The sequence below is a fragment of the Mesorhizobium huakuii genome, from assembly GCF_014189455.1.
Classification (GTDB): domain Bacteria; phylum Pseudomonadota; class Alphaproteobacteria; order Rhizobiales; family Rhizobiaceae; genus Mesorhizobium; species Mesorhizobium huakuii_A.
In genome coordinates this window covers 3161311-3177176 of the sequence record NZ_CP050296.1, presented here as the reverse complement: position 1 = coordinate 3177176, position 15866 = coordinate 3161311, and the positions used below count along the sequence as shown (strand labels likewise).

The following is a 15866-nucleotide window of genomic DNA, read 5'->3' as shown; positions in this document are numbered from 1 at the left end:
TATGCGCATTGACATACGCAACGTATGCACCCACATCCGACATACGAGGCGTATGTAAATGACCTCGAACAGTGGAGCGCAGGCCGCGATCGTCGAGAGATCGGGCCTGCCTTTGTTTGGATGGAGTAAAAATGACCAAACGCGATGCAATCTTCCCCGCCGGCCGGCAGGCTCTGTACGAGATCAACCGCTATTCGGCGGCGATCCGTTCGGGAGACTTTCTGTTCGTCTCCGGCCAGGTCGGCAGCCGCGAGGATGGATCGCCCGAGCCGGTTTTCGAGAAGCAGGTCCAGCTTGCCTTCGACAACCTCGCGGCCGTGCTGAAGGCCGCCGGCTGCACGTTCGACGACATTGTCGACGTCACCACGTTCCACACCGATCCGGCCGCGCAGTGGCAGGCAATTGACGCCGTCCGACTGAAGGTGTTCCGGGAACCACCTTATACGAACTGGACCGCGGTGGGCGTCAACTGGCTGGCGGGCTTCGACTTCGAGATAAAGGTCATCGCGCGCATCCCCCAGCCCGCCTGATCGGCCGGCCGTGGGCGACGCAGGGCGTTGCCTCAGGGCACGATCAGCGTGCCGGCGCCGTGTTCGGTGAAGAGTTCGAGCAGCACCGCATGCGGCGTCTTGCCGTTGAGGATGACGACGCCTTCGACGCCGCGCTCGATCGCCTCGATGCAGGTCTCGACCTTGGGGATCATGCCGCCCGAGACCGTGCCGTCCTTGATCAGCGCCCTCGCCTCGGCGACGGTCAGCTCGTCGATCAGCTTCTTGTTCTTGTCGAGCACGCCGGGCACGTCGGTGAGGAACAGCAAACGTGTCGCCTGGCAAGCGCCGGCGATGGCGCCGGCGAACGTGTCTGCGTTGATGTTGTAGGTGTGGCCGTCGCGGCCGGGCGCCACCGGAGCCAGCACCGGGATCATCTCGGAGCGCGCCAGAAGGTCGAGCAGCGTGCGGTCGACCTCGACCGGCTCGCCGACGAAGCCGAGATCGAGCACGCGCTCGATGTTGGAGTCCGGGTCGATCATGGTCTTGCGCGCCTTTTCGGCGAAGACCATGTTGCCGTCCTTGCCGCACAGGCCGATCGCCCATTCGCCCTCGGCGTTGATCAGCGCGACGATCTCCTTGTTGATCGAGCCGGCCAGCACCATTTCGACGATCTCGACCGTCTTCTGGTCGGTGACGCGCAGCCCACCCTCGAATTTGGATTCGATGCCCATCTTGGCCAGCATGGCGCCGATCTGCGGCCCGCCGCCATGGACGACGATCGGGTTGACGCCGGACTGTTTCAACAGCGCGATGTCGCGCGCAAAAGCCTTGCCAAGCTCGATATCGCCCATGGCGTGGCCGCCATATTTCACCACGACAGTCTTGTGTTCGTAGCGCTGCATGTAGGGCAGCGCCCGTGACAGCAGGGCGGCCTGCATTTCGGCGGTGGCGGTTATCTCCGTCATCGGCATGGTTCCCGCTTTTGATTTGTGCATGTCATTGTCCCAGAACCGCTGGGCACTTTTGGGCGACATGCACTTGGAAAGGACGGCGGCGTCTTAGCGGGAATTGGCCCGGGCCGCAAATGGCATTGCTGTCATATTCGAACGTCTCACGACGTCGTCATCGCGAAGGCACCATCAGCGGCGCCCTGCGGCCGAGCCAGCCCGAAAGCTTCTCCATCTGCGCGGCGAAAGACAAAAGCGTCTCCTCGTCGCCCGGGCGGCCGGCGGCCTGGATGCCGAGCGGCAGGCCGGCGTCGGTGACATAGACGGGCATCGCGATCGACGGCTGGCCACTGACATTGTGGATCGCCGGCCAATGGGTGAACAGAAGGCTCTTGTCCATCAGCTGGCCGAACAGCGGCTTCAGCTTCAGCAAAGGCGTGAGATGAAGCTTGTCGAGCAGGTTTTCGATCAGCTCATCGGCGCCTTTCGGGTCCATGGCACCGCAGGCGAGCGGCGGGTGTGCAATGATGGGCATCAGCACCGCATCATACTGCGCGGTCTCTTCGATCATCCGCCGCGAGACGGCATGCAGCCGCTGCAGGCTGGCATAGATCTCGCCGGCCGAGAGCATTTCACCCAGTCTGCCGAGCACCCGCGTGGCGCGCTCGACGTCGCCAGTAACGGAACGGCCGACGCGCAGCGCTTCCGCCCGCAGCGTGCCGGCAACGGCGGAAGCAACCGTCCTGCAGAAGTCGGCCATGAAATCGCGGCCGATGAAGGGCAGGTCGATGTCCTCGACGGTGTGACCGCCCTCACGCGCAAGCGCCACCGCCGTGTCCAGCGCTTTCATTGTTTCAGCCGAGATCGGCAGGCCAAGCGGCGACTTGCGGTAGGCGGCGAGCCTAAGCTTGTCGGGATCGCGCGCGGCGGCAGCAGCGAACGTGCCCTTCGGCGGCAGGGCCGCATAGGGCGACAAGGCGTCAGGGCCGTGGGTGAGGTCGAGCAGCAGCGCGCAATCGCGCACCGAGCGGGTGACGGCATGGTCGACCACCATGCCGTACCAGCTTTCGCTGACCAGCGGCGTCAGCGGGATACGGCCGCGCGAGGTCTTGAGGCCGACCAGGCCCGTGCAGGCGGAAGGCACGCGGATGGAGCCGCCGCCATCCGAGGCATGCGCCACCGGCACCACGCCGGCGGCGACCAGTGCCGCCGACCCCCCGACGAGCCGCCGCTGGTGTGGCCGGTGTTCCAAGGATTGCGGGTGATGCCGAAGGCCTTGGATTCGGTCATCAGCCGCAGCCCGTGTTCCGGCGATGTCGAAGTGACGATCGGGATCAGCCCGGCGGCGAGGTAGCGCTCGGTCATCACCGAATTGACATCGGGCACTAAGGCCGGAATGCGGCTGCCGCCATGCGACGGCACGCCCTTGATGGCGATGCCGAGGTCCTTGATGGCAAAGGGCACGCCGGCCAGCGGCAGCGAGCGGTCGATCGTCTTCGCCCGCGCACGCGCAGCCTCATAGAGCGGCTCGGCCGTGGCGTTTATTTCGGGCCTTGTGGCCTCGGCGCGCGCGATCGCCGCTTCGGTCAATTCGACAGGCGAGACCTCGCCCTTGCGCACCAGCCCGGCGAGGCCGGTTGCGTCTTGTTCCCACAGGATCCGTTCGACCGACATGGCGCGCTCCCCCACTCCGGCCAAGCTAGCCAGCGGCGATTCCCTTGGCAATCGAAGCCTGCGGCCTGAGGCCGGAACTTTAGGTGCATGGAATATTTCCAGCGTTGCAAATACAGCGTAATCGCCTAATTTGACCCGCATGACGCCGCAGGACATCACCAAGCTGATTGTCCGGACTTCGATGAAGGATCGGGCAGCGTTCGATCTGCTCTACCGGCAGACCAGCGCGAAACTTTTCGGCGTATGCCTTCGTGTATTGAACGACCGGGGAGATGCTGAAGAAGCGCTGCAGGAAGTCTTCGTCAAGATATGGACGAAGGCGGATCGTTTTGCTGTCTCCGATCTGAGCCCGATCTCCTGGCTGGTGGCAATCGCACGCAACCACGCGATCGATCGCGTCAGGGCGCGGCGCAAACCTGCCGCCGATATCGATGCCGCACTCGACGTGGCCGATCCGGCACCGGGACCTGAAGCGATGGTGGTGGCGGGCGACGAATCCGAGCGCATCCATCATTGTCTCGAAGAGCTGGAGAAGGACCGGGCGGCGGCCGTCCGGGGCGCTTATCTCAAGGGCGAAAGTTATGCCGAGCTGGCGGAGCGCCACGGCGTGCCGCTGAACACGATGCGTACCTGGCTGCGCCGCAGCCTGATGAAACTTAGAGAATGTCTGGAAAGATGACACTGGCAGAGGACAATGGACCGGAACGTGGAGGCGACGACCTGTTCGCCGCCGAATACGTTCTCGGCGTTCTGCCGGTGGAAGAGCGGCAGATCGCATCCAGGCGCATCGACACCGAGACCGATTTCGCGCGGCTCGTCGATGGCTGGGAAGTGCACCTCTCGCCGCTGGCCGTTGCCTATGCGGAGGTCGAGCCGCCGCCTTCGGTGAAGGTGGCGATCGACCGCCGCCTGTTTTCGAGCACGGCTCAAACCTCTGCCGCACCAAGCGCCGGCCTGTGGTCCAGCCTCGCCTTCTGGCGCGGCCTTGCCGTCGCGGCTGTTGCTGCCCTGGCTCTCTATGTCGTCGTGCCCTATGTCAATCGGCCGGCCGAACAGCCGCAGGCGCGGCTTGTCGCCTCGCTGGCCGCCGACGGCAGCGACGTAAAATATCTCGCCGTCTATGATTCCGAGCGGCATGAGGTCAGCCTTTCACACGTTTCCGGCACGCTCGCTTCCGGCAAGGACTTCGAACTTTGGATGATCGAGGGCAAGAACGCGCCGGTCTCGATGGGCGTCATCCCGGCCGGCGCGACCGCGCATATCGGGGTCTCGCCCGCCACGCAGCAGAAGCTGGCGCAGGGCGCGGTGCTGGCTGTCAGCCTGGAGCCTTCAGGCGGTTCGCCGACCGGACAGCCGACCGGGCCGGTGGTTGCCGCGGGCGATCTGAAGGGCATCTGATCGGATTCTCCTCACCGCGAATCCGTCGCCAGAATAATCCAAATCTATCTTATGTCACCCATGTCTAAATAACCGCGTGAGCCGGCAAACCGTTACGCCGGATAAATCTCTTCGCCCGGACGAATAAAATAAAAATCCAAAAATAGTCTGAAACTCCCGCATTTGTGTTCCGTATCTCCTCGCGTCCCCAAAGATGGGAAGAGAAACCCGAGGAGTTTGAACATCATGCGTAGAATCGCCACCCTTTTGCTCGCCGGTACGATCGCCGTTTCCGCGCTTGCCACCGCTGCCTATGCCGAAGACCCGATGGTCGGCGGCGCCGCCATGTATGCCCAGAAGAACATCGTCGAGAACGCCGTCAATTCGAAGGACCACACGACGCTGGTCGCCGCCGTCAAGGCGGCCGGCCTGGTCGAGACCCTACAGGGCGCCGGCCCGTTCACCGTTTTCGCGCCGACCAACGAGGCCTTCGCCGCGCTGCCGGCCGGCACGGTCGACACGCTGCTCAAGCCTGAGAACAAGGACAAGCTCACCAAGATCCTGGCCTGCCATGTCATCGGCGCCAAGGCGATGGCGGCTGATGTCGCCTCGATGGCCAAGGCTGACGGCGGCACGCACAAGGTCAAGACGGTCGGCGGCTGCGAGCTGTCGCTGAAGGCCGAGGGCGGCAAGGTCACCGTCACCGACGAGAACGGAAACGTCGCCAATGTGACGATCGCCGATGTCGAGCAGTCCAACGGCGTCATCCACGTCATCGACAAGGTTTTGCTCCCGAAGATGTGATCGGCCCTGGAATGTAACAAAGGGCTTGCAGCGACGAACCTGCAGCAAGAGCCCTCGGTCGGTTGCATGATCTCGCTCCCGCGACCTGCAGACGACACGCGTGCTCCGCGCCGCCCACGGTCTACCGTGGACCGGCGCGGAGTGTCGTTGAGGACCACCGTCACTGGCTTTTGACGTCTGCGTGGCGGTATAGTTTGGCAAAAAGAACAACCGGAGGAACTGGTCATGAACCGTCGCGACTTTCTTTTGAGCGGTGCCGCCGCCATCGGCGTCGTCGGGGCCGCGGCAACCATGCTGCGCATGGGCAGTCCGCAGGTGGCACAGGCCGCCGAGAAATTCGAGATCACCAAGACGGACGACGAGTGGAAAGCCATCCTGTCGCCGGCCGCCTTCGACGTGCTGCGCAAGCAAGGCACGGAGTATCCCGGCACCAGCCCGCTGCTCAACGAGCACCGCAAGGGCATTTTTGCCTGCGCGGGCTGCGACCTGCCGGTCTATCCCTCGGAGACGAAGTTCGATTCCGGCACCGGCTGGCCGAGCTTCTGGCAGGAGATCGCCAACGGCATCGGCAAGACCGAGGACAGGTCGCTTGGCATGACGCGCACCGAGGTGCATTGCCGCCGCTGCGGCGGCCATCTCGGCCATGTCTTCGACGACGGACCGGCGCCGACCGGCCTGCGCCACTGCATCAACGGCGTGGCGCTGAACTTCAAGCCCGCCGCGGCCTGAACCAGCTATAAATGCAAAAAACTCCGGGCGTTGCGGCCCGGAGTTTTTTTGTGCGGTCAGAGCTTTTCGGGCGTGGACTGGAGGAGCTTCCCGAAACCGCCGCGTGTGGTTCTTCTGTCAGTGCCCGCCGCCGCCTCCGCCACCAGGTGCGGCCGGCTTGTTGATCAGCATGGTGAACAGGCCGAGCGTCGCGAACAGCACCGTCAGCATGTAGAACACGTCCATGAAGGACAGCAGCGCCGCCTGCTGCTGGACCATGCCCGACAGTTTGGAGATCGCGGCACTGGTGGCATCGAGGCCCGTGACCTGCTCGAAATTGAGCGTCATGTTCTGCAGCTTGGTCTGCGCGGCCGCACTGCCCCACTGCACATGCTCGGCGAGCCTTGCATAGTGGAAGGCGTTGCGGTCGATCAGCACAGTGTTGATGAGGGCAAGGCCGACGGCACCGCCGAGGTTGCGGGTGAGGTTGAACAGGCCGGACGCGTTCTTCAACCGGTCGGGCGGCAAGGTGCCGAGCGCGATGTTGTTGATCGGCACCATGCACAGCATCATCGAACAGCCGCGCAGGATCTGCGGGATGAGCAGCTCATAGAAATCCCAGTCGGCGGTCAGATGCGTCATCCACCAGGTGCCGGTGGCGAAGCCGAAGAAGCCGATCATCATCATCAGCCGCAAATCCATCTTGCTCGACAGGATGCCGGAGATCGGCGCGGTGATGAACATGGCCAGGCCGCTGACGAACAGCGCTTCGCCGATCATCATCGAATCGTAGCCACGGATGCGGCCGAGGAAGACCGGATAGAGATAGGTCAGGCCATAGAGGCCGATGCCGATGACGAAGGAAAACAGCGAACCGAAGGCGAAGTTGATGTTGCTGAAGGCCCGCAGGTCGACGATCGGCTCCTCGGCGGTGAAGACGCGCCAGAAGAAGATCACCGCGCCGACGGTCATGACGATGGCACAGATGAACACTCCCTGGTCCTGCAGCCAGTCATTGTTCGGACCCTCTTCCAGCACATATTCCATGCAGCCGAGGAAGGCCGCCATGCCGGCAAGGCCCCACCAGTCGAACTTGTTGAACAGCTTGAGATTGGGCTTGTCGAAATCGATCAGCGACCAGGCGGCGGTCGCCACCAGGATGCCGGGCACGACATTGACCAGGAACAGCCAGTGCCATGAAAAGGCGTGGCTGATGTAGCCGCCGACGGTCGGGCCGATGGTCGGCGCCAGCGTCGCCACCAGGCCGATCATCGGCGAGACGATGGCGCGCTTCGAGGGTGGGAAGATGGTGAAGGCCGCGGCAAAGACGCTCGGGATCATGCCGCCGCCGATGAAGCCTTGCACGGCGCGGTAGACGATCATCTGGTCGATGTTGGTGGCGGTCGCGGCAAGGGCGCTGGCCGCGGTGAAGCCGGCGGCGGCGATGGTGAACAGCACGCGCGTCGACAGCATGCGGCTGAGGAAGCCCGACAGCGGGATCATCACCACTTCGGCGATCAGATAGGCCGTCTGCACCCACGGAATTTCATCGGAGCTGGCGCTGAGGCCCGCCTGGATCTCGGCCAGCGAGGCCGAGACGATCTGGATGTCCAGGATCGCCATGAACATGCCGAAGACCATCGCCAGGAAGGCAATGACACGGCGTGTGGAGATGGTTTCAGGAACTGCCGGCCGTGCCGGCGGCGCTCCTGCGGTGATGGTTGCGGTTGCCATTGCGTGGGCCTCCTTGAGGCAGGCCGGGCGGCTCAGTGCTTAATCAGCCACCGAGCCGCCCTCCGAAAAGCGCTTAGTTGGTCGTGGCGGCAGGTGCGGTGCGGCTGTCAACGTTGACGACAACACTCAAGCCAGCACGCAGCTTGCCGGTCTTCAGGGCATCGGCCGGGACGTCGATACGGACCGGAACGCGCTGCACCACCTTGGTGAAGTTGCCGGTGGCATTTTCTGGCGGCAGCAGCGAGAAGACCGCGCCCGAGGCCGGGGCGAGCGACGAGACGGTGCCCTGGATGGGATGGCCGTCGATGGCGTCGACCGAGATGTTGACCTTTTCGCCGGGAACCAGCCGGGCAAGCTGCGTCTCCTTGAAGTTGGCGACGATGTAGAGCTTGTCCAACGGCACGACGACGGCGAGCTTCTGGCCGGGGCTGACGAGGTCGCCCTGCTCGACCGAGCGGTTGCCGACGACGCCGTCATAAGGCGCCTTGAGCACGGTGAAGGACAGGTCGCGCGCGGCCTTGTCGTGGCTGAGCTGCAGGGAGGCGAGCGTGCTCGCCGACTCGGCGCGCTGCGCCTCGAACACGCCGATATTGGCCTGGGCAGCGGCGATCTGGGCGTCGGCTCCGACCAGCGCGGCATTGGCCTGGTCGAGCGCGGTCTGGGCGTCGTCCAGTTGCGCCTGCGTGCCGACATGCGTCTTGACCAGTTGCGCGGCGCGCTGCTGGGCGCGGGCGGCATTGTCGGCGGCGGCCTGGTCGGCGACCTTCTGCGCCTGGGCCTGCTGCAGGGAAGCCTGCGCGGCCTTGGTCTGCGCATCGATGCGGTCGAGCGTCTTGGCCAGCGTGGCGATCTGCGCTTCGGCCTGGGCGACAGCGATCTTGTAGTCGCCGTCATCGATCGTCAGCAGCGGGTCGCCAGCCTTGACCAGCTGGTTCTCGCTGACCTTGACCTGGTCGACATAGCCGGAGATCTTGGGCGAAACGAACGCCATGTCGGCCTGGACATAGGCGTCGTCGGTCGAGATCATGAAACGGCCGGTGGTCCAGTAGTCGTAGCCGTACCAGGCGCCGCCGCTCAGCAGGGCAAGGCCGATGATCGGCAGCAGGAACGAGCGCACCGAGCGCTTCTTCCTGGCCGGAGCTTCGGCTGCAGGCGGCGATGCCACCGGCAGGACGGGAATTTCCGGTGCTTCCGTCGCCGGAGCGACCTTGGCATTGGGGAAAGGGCGGACTTCGGCAGTGGTGGGCGCGTTCGAGGACATGACAACTCTCTAAAGTAATGATACTGAACCGTTCGGTTCGATCTGGCCGTTGACATAGCGTGAAAAGAGGGCCATATCAAGAGGCAATCGAACCGGTTGGTTCGAATTATTTTCGAGGTGTCACCCTATGGCCGAAACCTTACCCAATGCCGAAGCCGCCGCCAGTCTCGACAAGGAACAGTGCGACCTGCTGGACAGTTTGCGGCGTGGACGCCCGGCGGCCGGGCAGGATCCGGTCAAGCGCAGCCAGATCATCGACGGCGCCCGCCGTGTCTTCATCGAGAAGGGCTTTGAAGCCGCCTCGATGAACGACATCACGCGCGAGGCCGGCGTCTCCAAGGGCACGATCTATGTCTATTTCGCCAACAAGGAAGAGTTGTTCGAAGCGCTGATCGAGGAAGAGCGCGGCACCATCTTCAAGAACATGTACGACATGCTCGACCGCGCCGACGATCTGCGCCAGACGCTGGTGAAGTTCGGCAAGGTGCTGTCGATGAAGATCACCTCGGCCAGGGTCATCCAGGCGCAGCGCACGGTGATCGGCGCTTCCGACAGGATTCCCGACATGGGCGCGCGGTTTTACGAACGCGGCCCCAAACGCGGCCATGACAAGGTCATGGAATTCCTCAATGCCGCCATCGAACGCGGCATGCTCAAGATCGATGATGTCGATCTTGCCGCCTATCAATTCACCGAACTGTGCCTGGCCGGCCTTTTCCGCCAGTGCATCTTCGCCTACCGCACCAAGGCTCCGAGCCAGGAAGAAATCGATCACATCGTCAGATCGGGCGTCGACATGTTCCTGAAGGCCTACGGCACGGAGAGGCTTTTCGAGGAAGAACGCCACCAGATGATTGCCCTGGAGGCGAAGGCCTAGAGCGTTTCACCGTTTCATGGAAACGGGGAACCACTCTGACTCTTTGTTTTGACGCAATTCCCAAGGGAAAGCGCTATGCGCTTTTCCCGGGAAAACCGCTTACACTTTTCCTGGAATTGCTCTAGCCGCCATTGGCCGCAAGCACGATCGCGGCCTGCAATTCCTCCATGCCTTCGCCCTTTTCCGACGATGTCGCCAGGACGAACGGAAACGCCGCCGGGCGCTTCTTGATCTTGGCCAGCGTCTCCTCGATCAGCCGCGGCACGCCGGCGACCTTGATCTTGTCGGTCTTGGTCAGCACGATCTGGTAGGACACCGCCGCCTTGTCGAGCAGCGACAACACTTCGTCGTCCTTGGCCTTGATGCCGTGGCGGGCGTCGATCAGCACATAGACCCGCTTCAGCGTCACCCGGCCCTTGAGATAGTCGAAGACCAGTTTGGTCCACTCGTCGACCTTCTCCTTGGGCGCGGTGGCGTAGCCGTAGCCCGGCATGTCGACCAGCGCCATCGGCGGCAGGTCGGCGCCTTCGCCCGAAAATCCGTCCGGCACGAAATAGTTGAGCTCCTGCGTGCGCCCCGGCGTGTTGGAGGTGCGCGCCAGCCCCTTCTGGTTGACCAGAGCGTTGATCAGCGACGATTTGCCGACATTGGAGCGGCCGGCAAAGGCGATTTCCGGCGGCCCTTCCGGCGGCAGGAATTTCATCGCCGGCACGCCGCGGATGAAGATCCACCCGCGCGTGAACAGGTCGGTGCTGATCACAGTGCTGTTCAGAGCGTTCAAGCTGCTGCCTCCAGAAGAGAGATATTGGCGCCCCTGATGGCGTCGAGGTTGCGGCCGATCTTGTCCACCGGCCAATGCCACCATGCCAATGCCAGCAGCCGCCTGATCGTCCTGTCGTCGAAACGCATCTTCACCACCTTGGCCGCGTTGCCGGCGACGATCGCATAGGGCGCCACATCATGCGTCACGACGGATTTGGCGGCGATGATGGCGCCATGGCCGATTTCCACACCGGGCAGGATCACCGCCTCCATGCCGATCCAGACATCGCTGCCGACCACCGTATCGCCGCGCACCTCCTTCGACCATGTCGCCGGGTCAAAGCCCTTTTCCCAGCCATGGCCGAAAATGTTGAACGGATAGGTCGAAAAGCCGGACATTGCGTGGTTGGCGCCATTCATGATGAAGCGCGTGCCTTCGGCGATGGCGCAGAACTTGCCGATGATGAGCTTGTCGCCGATGAAGGGATAGTGGTGCAGAACGCATTTCTGCGCGAATTTGTCCGGCCCGTCCGGGTCGTCATAATAGGTGAAGTCGCCGATCTCGATGTTAGGCTCCGTCACCAGCGGCTTCAGGAAGCCGACGCGGGTGTGCATCGGGATCGGGTGCTTGATGTCGGGGTTGGGTCCGTCCATGTCGGTTCGTCCGGGATTGGCAGGCGCATCCGCAACCGAAAGCGCCTGGTCAAAATAACGTGATCCGCCCTATAGCACCAATCGGCTGAGGAGCGAGCCTTCCTTGGCGGACAAGCTCATTTGTTGCCGCGGCAGATCACGATCGGATTGGACAGAGCTCTGTCGAAACCACTGCCCTGGTAGATCGTGACGTTCGAGGCTCCGGGCGGCAGCAGGAACGTGCCTTCGACAATTTTCTGATCGCCCGCCATCGTGTGCAGAGCCCAGCTGAACGTGCAGAATTGCGGCGGTGCCGTGGGTTCGACGTGGCTGCAGTTCAGCTGCGCGCCACCCAGCATGGCGGCACCGCCGCAGCTGACCGCCTCCTTTGCAACCGCCGCGACCGGACATCCGACGAGCGCCGTCGCGGCTGCGATCCTGATCCAGTTCATCGTCGAAATCCTTGCCGGAAAACGCTCGCCGCCAAGGCGGCTTTTCCGCGCCGTGGCCCATGCGATTTTTGTTCCGGGCGGCTTAATCCGTCTTGCACGCGCCGTCCAGCAGGATTATGTGCATGATGATAATAAGCATGCTCACGAAAAGTTGTCTGTAGATCCTGATCTCCTGCCATGTCCTCCTCGCCCAATATCAGCTTCGTGCTGCATGACGTCGCGCGCCTGCTTCGAAAGCGGTTTGAGCAGCGTTCGCGGACATCGGGGCTGACCCGCGGCAACGGCCAGAAAACACGAGACGAGGCCTTTGCCGGTCTCTCACCTGAAACACAGCAGCATCTGCTGCAAACCCTAACCTTGATCAAATCCAATCTGCTCGCGGCTTGCACCCAGCCTGCCGTCGACCGGGAGAAAGTACATGGCTGAATCAACATCCCCCCAAGAAGCCTGCCGAAGACGACCCTTCCACGGGTCGGACCGGCGACCAGGTCATCCGGTTGGACAGCGAACGCGAACAGAGACGCGCCAATGTCGTTATCGGCAATGACGAACTGGAAGCCCCGGCTGCGCTGGCGCCGGCGGCACTCGAAGCTCCGGCCAAGGAGCCGCGGGCACAGCCGGCCGCTGTCACCGTTGCCCCTCCTGCCCCGGCCAAGCCGAAGCGCAGCCTGACGCGGCCGGTGCTGTTTGCCCTGCTTCCCGTCGCGCTGGTCGTCGGCGGCTATTATTACGTCACCGGCGGCCAGGTGATGACGACCGACAATGCCTATATCCAGGCGCAGTCGCTCGGCGTGTCCACCGACGTCTCCGGCACCGTGCAGGAGATCGACGTGCACGAGAACCAGGCGGTGAAGAAGGGGGACGTGCTCTTCCGCCTGCGACCGGCCTCCTTCGAAACCGCGCTTGCCGCCGCCCAGGCCCAGCTTGGGACCGTACGCAACCAGGTGCTCACGCTGCAAGCGAGCTATCAGCAGTCGCTGGCGCAGATCGAGCAGGCCGAGGCCGACATTCCCTATTACGAGGCTGCCTTCCAGCGGCAGCAGGACTTGCTCAAGACCTCCACCGCCTCCAAGGCGTCTTTCGACAGCGCCCAGCACGACCTCGTCGCCGCGCGCCAGAAAGTGGCGGTCGCCAAGTCGCAGGCGCAGGCCACGCTTGCCCAGTTGGGCGGCGACGCCGACCAGCCGGTGGAAAAGAACCCGTTCTATCTGCAGGCCCAGTCGGGCGTCGACGATGCGCAGCGCAACCTCGGCGATTCCGTGGTCAAGGCGCCGTTCGACGGCGTCGTCACCAATGTCGACGCGCTTCAGATCGGCAAGTATCTGCCGGCTTCGCAGCCGGCCTTCAGCCTGGTGTCGTCGACCGATCTGTGGATCGAGGCGGAGCCGAAGGAAACCGAGCTGACCTATGTGCGGCCGGGACAGACGGCGACAATCAGCGTCGACACCTATCCGGGTGCCGTCTGGCACGGCACGGTTACCTCGATCAGCCCGGCCTCGTCGTCGAGCTTCTCGCTGCTGCCGGCACAGAACACCACCGGCAACTGGGTCAAGGTCGTGCAACGCATCCCGATGCGCGTGACGGTCGACGACGCCAAGGGCAAACCGCCGCTGCGCGGCGGCATGAGCGTGGTGGTCGACGTCGAGACCGGCCACGCCCGCGGCCTGCCGGACTTCGTCACCAATCTCCTCAACCGGTTCGGACAGAAATCATGACCAGCGCGACCGCGGCAGGTGCCACACCGGTGGTCGCCAATCGCGGCGCCATCACAGCCTGCGTGATCCTGGCCGTCATCATGCAGGCGCTGGACACGACCATCGCCAATGTGGCGCTGCCGTACATTCAGGGCAGCGTTTCGGCCAGCGCCGACCAGATCAACTGGGTGCTGACCTCCTACATCGTCGCGGCGGCGGTGATGACGCCGCCTTCGGGCTACCTCGCCAACCGTTTCGGCCGCAAGCGCATCCTTTTGACCTCGATCACCGGCTTCGTGGTCGCCTCGGTGCTGTGCGGCTTCGCACAGTCGCTGCCGCAAATCGTCGGCTTCCGCCTGCTGCAGGGTCTGTTCGGCGCGGCGCTGGTGCCACTGTCGCAGAGCATCCTGCTCGACATCTACAGTGTCGAAGAGCGCGGTTCGGCGATGGCGCTGTTCGGCGTTTCGGTGATGGTCGGGCCGGTGCTGGGTCCGGTCATCGGCGGCTGGCTGACCGAGAATGTCAGCTGGCGCTGGGTGTTCTACATTAACGTGCCGATCGGGGCGCTGGCTTTCGCGGGCGTGTCCCTGTTCGTCCTGGAAACCAAGCTGGACATCAAGGCAAGGCTGGACTGGCTGGGTTTCGGCATGCTCAGCATCACCATCGCGGCGCTGCAGATGTTTCTCGACCGCGGCGAGCAGCTCAACTGGTTTTCCTCCTCCGAGATCATCGTCGAGGCGCTGATCTGCGCGTCGGCCTTCTACATCTTCCTCGTCCACACCTTCACCGCCAAAAACACCTTCGTGAATCCGCGGCTCTTCCTGGATCGGAATTTCGCCGTCGGCATGATCTTCATTTTCATTATCGGCATCACCTATCTCGCCTCGCTCGCCCTGATGACACCCTATCTGCAGACGCTGATGGGCTATCCGGTGGTGACGGCCGGCATCGTCATGGGCCCGCGCGGCCTCGGCACGATGGCGTGCATGTTCCTGGTCGGCAGACTGATCGGCAAGGTGGATACACGATGGCTGCTGTTCATCGGCCTCGCGATCACCGCCTGGGCGATGTACGACATGACCGGCTGGACCCCCGACGTCTCGCAATGGACGATCATCAGCACCGGTTTTATCCAGGGGGCCGGCTTGGGCTTCCTGTTCGTGCCGCTGACCACCATCACCTTCGCCACGCTGGCGCCGGAGCGGCGCGCGGAAGGCACCGGCCTTTACAATCTGTCGCGCAACATCGGCTCCAGCGTCGGCATCTCGGTGGTCACCGCACTCTTGACGCAGAATGTGCAGATCAACCATGCCAACATTGCCACCTACGTGACGCCCTTCAACCAGGCGTTCGGCAATCCGGCGATCGCGCAAGCGATGAACCCCTACACCGCCGCCGGCCGCGCGGCACTGGACGGTGTGGTGACGCTGCAGGCGACTGTTATCAGCTACATGGACGACTTCAAGCTGATGATGATCCTGTCGCTGGCCGCCATTCCGCTGGTGCTGTTGCTGCGCAAGCCAGGCACGCCGGCCAAGGTCGATCACAGCGCCGTCATGGAGTGAGGCCGAGGCCCGGGCTGACGCGTCCGGACCCATCACGCATGTACCCCTCAAAAGAAACCGGGGTCCTGTGAGGGACTACAGGACCCCGGCCTCGCCGATAACGGCTTCCCTAGGAAATATGGACCTCGTCATGAGGCGGGGATGGCAGACCGAGAAAGCCCCAACCAGCTGCCACTGCCCCCTTTCGCCGGAAGTCGTTACTTCGGCAACAGCACCTTGTTGACGACATGGATGACGCCGTTCGACTGGTTGACGTCGGCGATCGTCACCTTCGCCTCGCCGCCGGACTCATCCATGATGTAGAGCTTGCCCTTCTTGACCTCGGCGGTGAGTGTGTCGCCCGAGACGGTCTTCATCTCGTATTTGCCGCCCATCGCCTTGGCCTTCTTCATCATCTCGGCGCCGGAAATCTTGCCGGCCACGACATGCGCGGTCAGCACTTTGGTGAGCTTGTCCTTGTTCTCGGGCTTCAGCAGCGTGTCGACCGTGCCGGCCGGAAGTGCCGCGAAGGCCTCGTTGGTCGGCGCAAAGACGGTGAACGGACCTGCGCCCTGCAATGTGTCGACCAGGCCGGCGGCCTTGACGGCGGCGACCAGCGTCGTGTGGTCCTTCGAATTGACGGCGTTCTCGACGATGGTCTTGGTGGTGTACATCGGCGCGCCGCCGACATTCGGGTTCTTGGCGTAGGCGGGAGCGGCAATCGCCACGCCGGCGACAAGGGCGGAAATGGCTATGATCCTGAATGACGGCAAGCGCATGTGGTCTTCCTCCGGGTGAGGGCTGATCGGAATTGATAGCCTTTGGAAATGCACACGCAGTCACGCCCCGCGACCGCTGGCAGTTTCGCCGATCACGGGAACGTGAACAGATATCCGCCCAAAGAAAAA

Annotated in this window: 16 protein-coding genes and 1 pseudogene; 9 read left to right on the top strand and 8 right to left on the bottom strand. The window is 63.4% G+C overall.

Going from position 1 to position 15866, the window contains the following annotated elements:
* Positions 1-131: 131 nt before the first annotated feature.
* Complete coding sequence (locus HB778_RS15775; protein WP_183464676.1) at positions 132-530, top strand: RidA family protein; 399 nt, start codon at positions 132-134, stop codon at positions 528-530.
* A gap of 32 nt (positions 531-562) precedes the next feature.
* Here HB778_RS15775 and argB read toward each other — a convergent pair whose 3' ends face one another.
* Entirely contained in the window at positions 563-1456 is an 894-nt protein-coding gene (gene argB, locus HB778_RS15770) for an acetylglutamate kinase (protein ID WP_031209616.1), read from the bottom strand.
* Between the two features lie 157 nt (positions 1457-1613).
* Positions 1614-3112: pseudogene (locus HB778_RS15765) on the bottom strand (amidase).
* A 139-nt stretch (positions 3113-3251) separates the two neighbouring features.
* Between HB778_RS15765 and HB778_RS15760 the strand changes: the two are divergent.
* The 4 genes from HB778_RS15760 to msrB all read left to right on the top strand — a co-directional run bounded on the left by HB778_RS15760 (position 3252) and on the right by msrB (position 6022).
* On the top strand, positions 3252-3791 hold the full coding sequence (locus tag HB778_RS15760) for a sigma-70 family RNA polymerase sigma factor (RefSeq protein WP_095203779.1): 540 nt from the start codon (positions 3252-3254) through the stop codon (positions 3789-3791).
* Complete coding sequence (locus HB778_RS15755; RefSeq protein ID WP_183464675.1) at positions 3788-4510, top strand: anti-sigma factor; 723 nt, start codon at positions 3788-3790, stop codon at positions 4508-4510. The genes HB778_RS15760 and HB778_RS15755 overlap by 4 nt, the downstream gene beginning before the upstream one ends.
* Before the next feature lie 225 nt (positions 4511-4735).
* A complete protein-coding gene (locus HB778_RS15750; RefSeq protein ID WP_183464674.1) occupies positions 4736-5293 on the top strand; it encodes a fasciclin domain-containing protein in 558 nt (185 codons plus the stop codon).
* Between the two features lie 225 nt (positions 5294-5518).
* Complete coding sequence (gene msrB / locus HB778_RS15745; RefSeq protein WP_183464673.1) at positions 5519-6022, top strand: peptide-methionine (R)-S-oxide reductase MsrB; 504 nt, start codon at positions 5519-5521, stop codon at positions 6020-6022.
* A 117-nt stretch (positions 6023-6139) separates the two neighbouring features.
* On the opposite strand, the gene HB778_RS15740 is transcribed toward msrB, so the two are convergent.
* Together HB778_RS15740 and HB778_RS15735 are read right to left on the bottom strand one after the other, a co-directional pair.
* Positions 6140-7735 (bottom strand): DHA2 family efflux MFS transporter permease subunit, encoded by a 1596-nt coding sequence (locus tag HB778_RS15740; protein ID WP_183464672.1) that lies wholly within the window; start codon positions 7733-7735, stop codon positions 6140-6142.
* Between the two features lie 73 nt (positions 7736-7808).
* Complete coding sequence (locus HB778_RS15735; protein ID WP_183464671.1) at positions 7809-8996, bottom strand: HlyD family secretion protein; 1188 nt, start codon at positions 8994-8996, stop codon at positions 7809-7811.
* 127 nt (positions 8997-9123) lie between these two features.
* Between HB778_RS15735 and HB778_RS15730 the strand changes: the two genes are divergently transcribed.
* On the top strand, positions 9124-9873 hold the full coding sequence (locus HB778_RS15730) for a TetR/AcrR family transcriptional regulator (RefSeq protein ID WP_183464670.1): 750 nt from the start codon (positions 9124-9126) through the stop codon (positions 9871-9873).
* 121 nt (positions 9874-9994) lie between these two features.
* Here the strand turns inward: HB778_RS15730 and yihA are convergent, their stop codons facing one another.
* The 3 genes from yihA to HB778_RS15715 form a co-directional block, all read right to left on the bottom strand.
* Positions 9995-10654 (bottom strand): ribosome biogenesis GTP-binding protein YihA/YsxC, encoded by a 660-nt coding sequence (yihA, locus tag HB778_RS15725; RefSeq protein WP_096452406.1) that lies wholly within the window; start codon positions 10652-10654, stop codon positions 9995-9997.
* A complete protein-coding gene (locus HB778_RS15720) occupies positions 10651-11289 on the bottom strand; it encodes a CatB-related O-acetyltransferase (protein ID WP_183464669.1) in 639 nt (212 codons plus the stop codon). The genes yihA and HB778_RS15720 overlap by 4 nt, the downstream gene beginning before the upstream one ends.
* Before the next feature lie 116 nt (positions 11290-11405).
* Complete coding sequence (locus tag HB778_RS15715; RefSeq protein WP_183464668.1) at positions 11406-11720, bottom strand: hypothetical protein; 315 nt, start codon at positions 11718-11720, stop codon at positions 11406-11408.
* Positions 11721-11897: 177 nt separating this feature from the next.
* On the opposite strand from HB778_RS15715, the gene HB778_RS15710 reads away from it, so the two are divergent.
* The 3 genes from HB778_RS15710 (at position 11898) to HB778_RS15700 (ending at position 14979) form a co-directional block, all read left to right on the top strand.
* Positions 11898-12146: a hypothetical protein gene (locus HB778_RS15710; RefSeq protein WP_183464667.1), complete on the top strand. Its 249-nt coding sequence runs from the start codon at positions 11898-11900 to the stop codon at positions 12144-12146.
* 143 nt (positions 12147-12289) lie between these two features.
* The gene (locus tag HB778_RS15705) at positions 12290-13435 is read left to right on the top strand and encodes an HlyD family secretion protein (RefSeq protein ID WP_432421264.1); all 1146 of its coding nucleotides are present in this window, start codon (positions 12290-12292) and stop codon (positions 13433-13435) included.
* A complete protein-coding gene (locus HB778_RS15700) occupies positions 13432-14979 on the top strand; it encodes a DHA2 family efflux MFS transporter permease subunit (RefSeq protein WP_183464666.1) in 1548 nt (515 codons plus the stop codon). Before HB778_RS15705 ends, HB778_RS15700 begins: the two co-directional genes overlap by 4 nt.
* A gap of 197 nt (positions 14980-15176) precedes the next feature.
* Here the strand turns inward: HB778_RS15700 and HB778_RS15695 are convergent, their stop codons facing one another.
* Positions 15177-15737: a fasciclin domain-containing protein gene (locus HB778_RS15695; protein WP_183464665.1), complete on the bottom strand. Its 561-nt coding sequence runs from the start codon at positions 15735-15737 to the stop codon at positions 15177-15179.
* Positions 15738-15866: the final 129 nt, after the last annotated feature.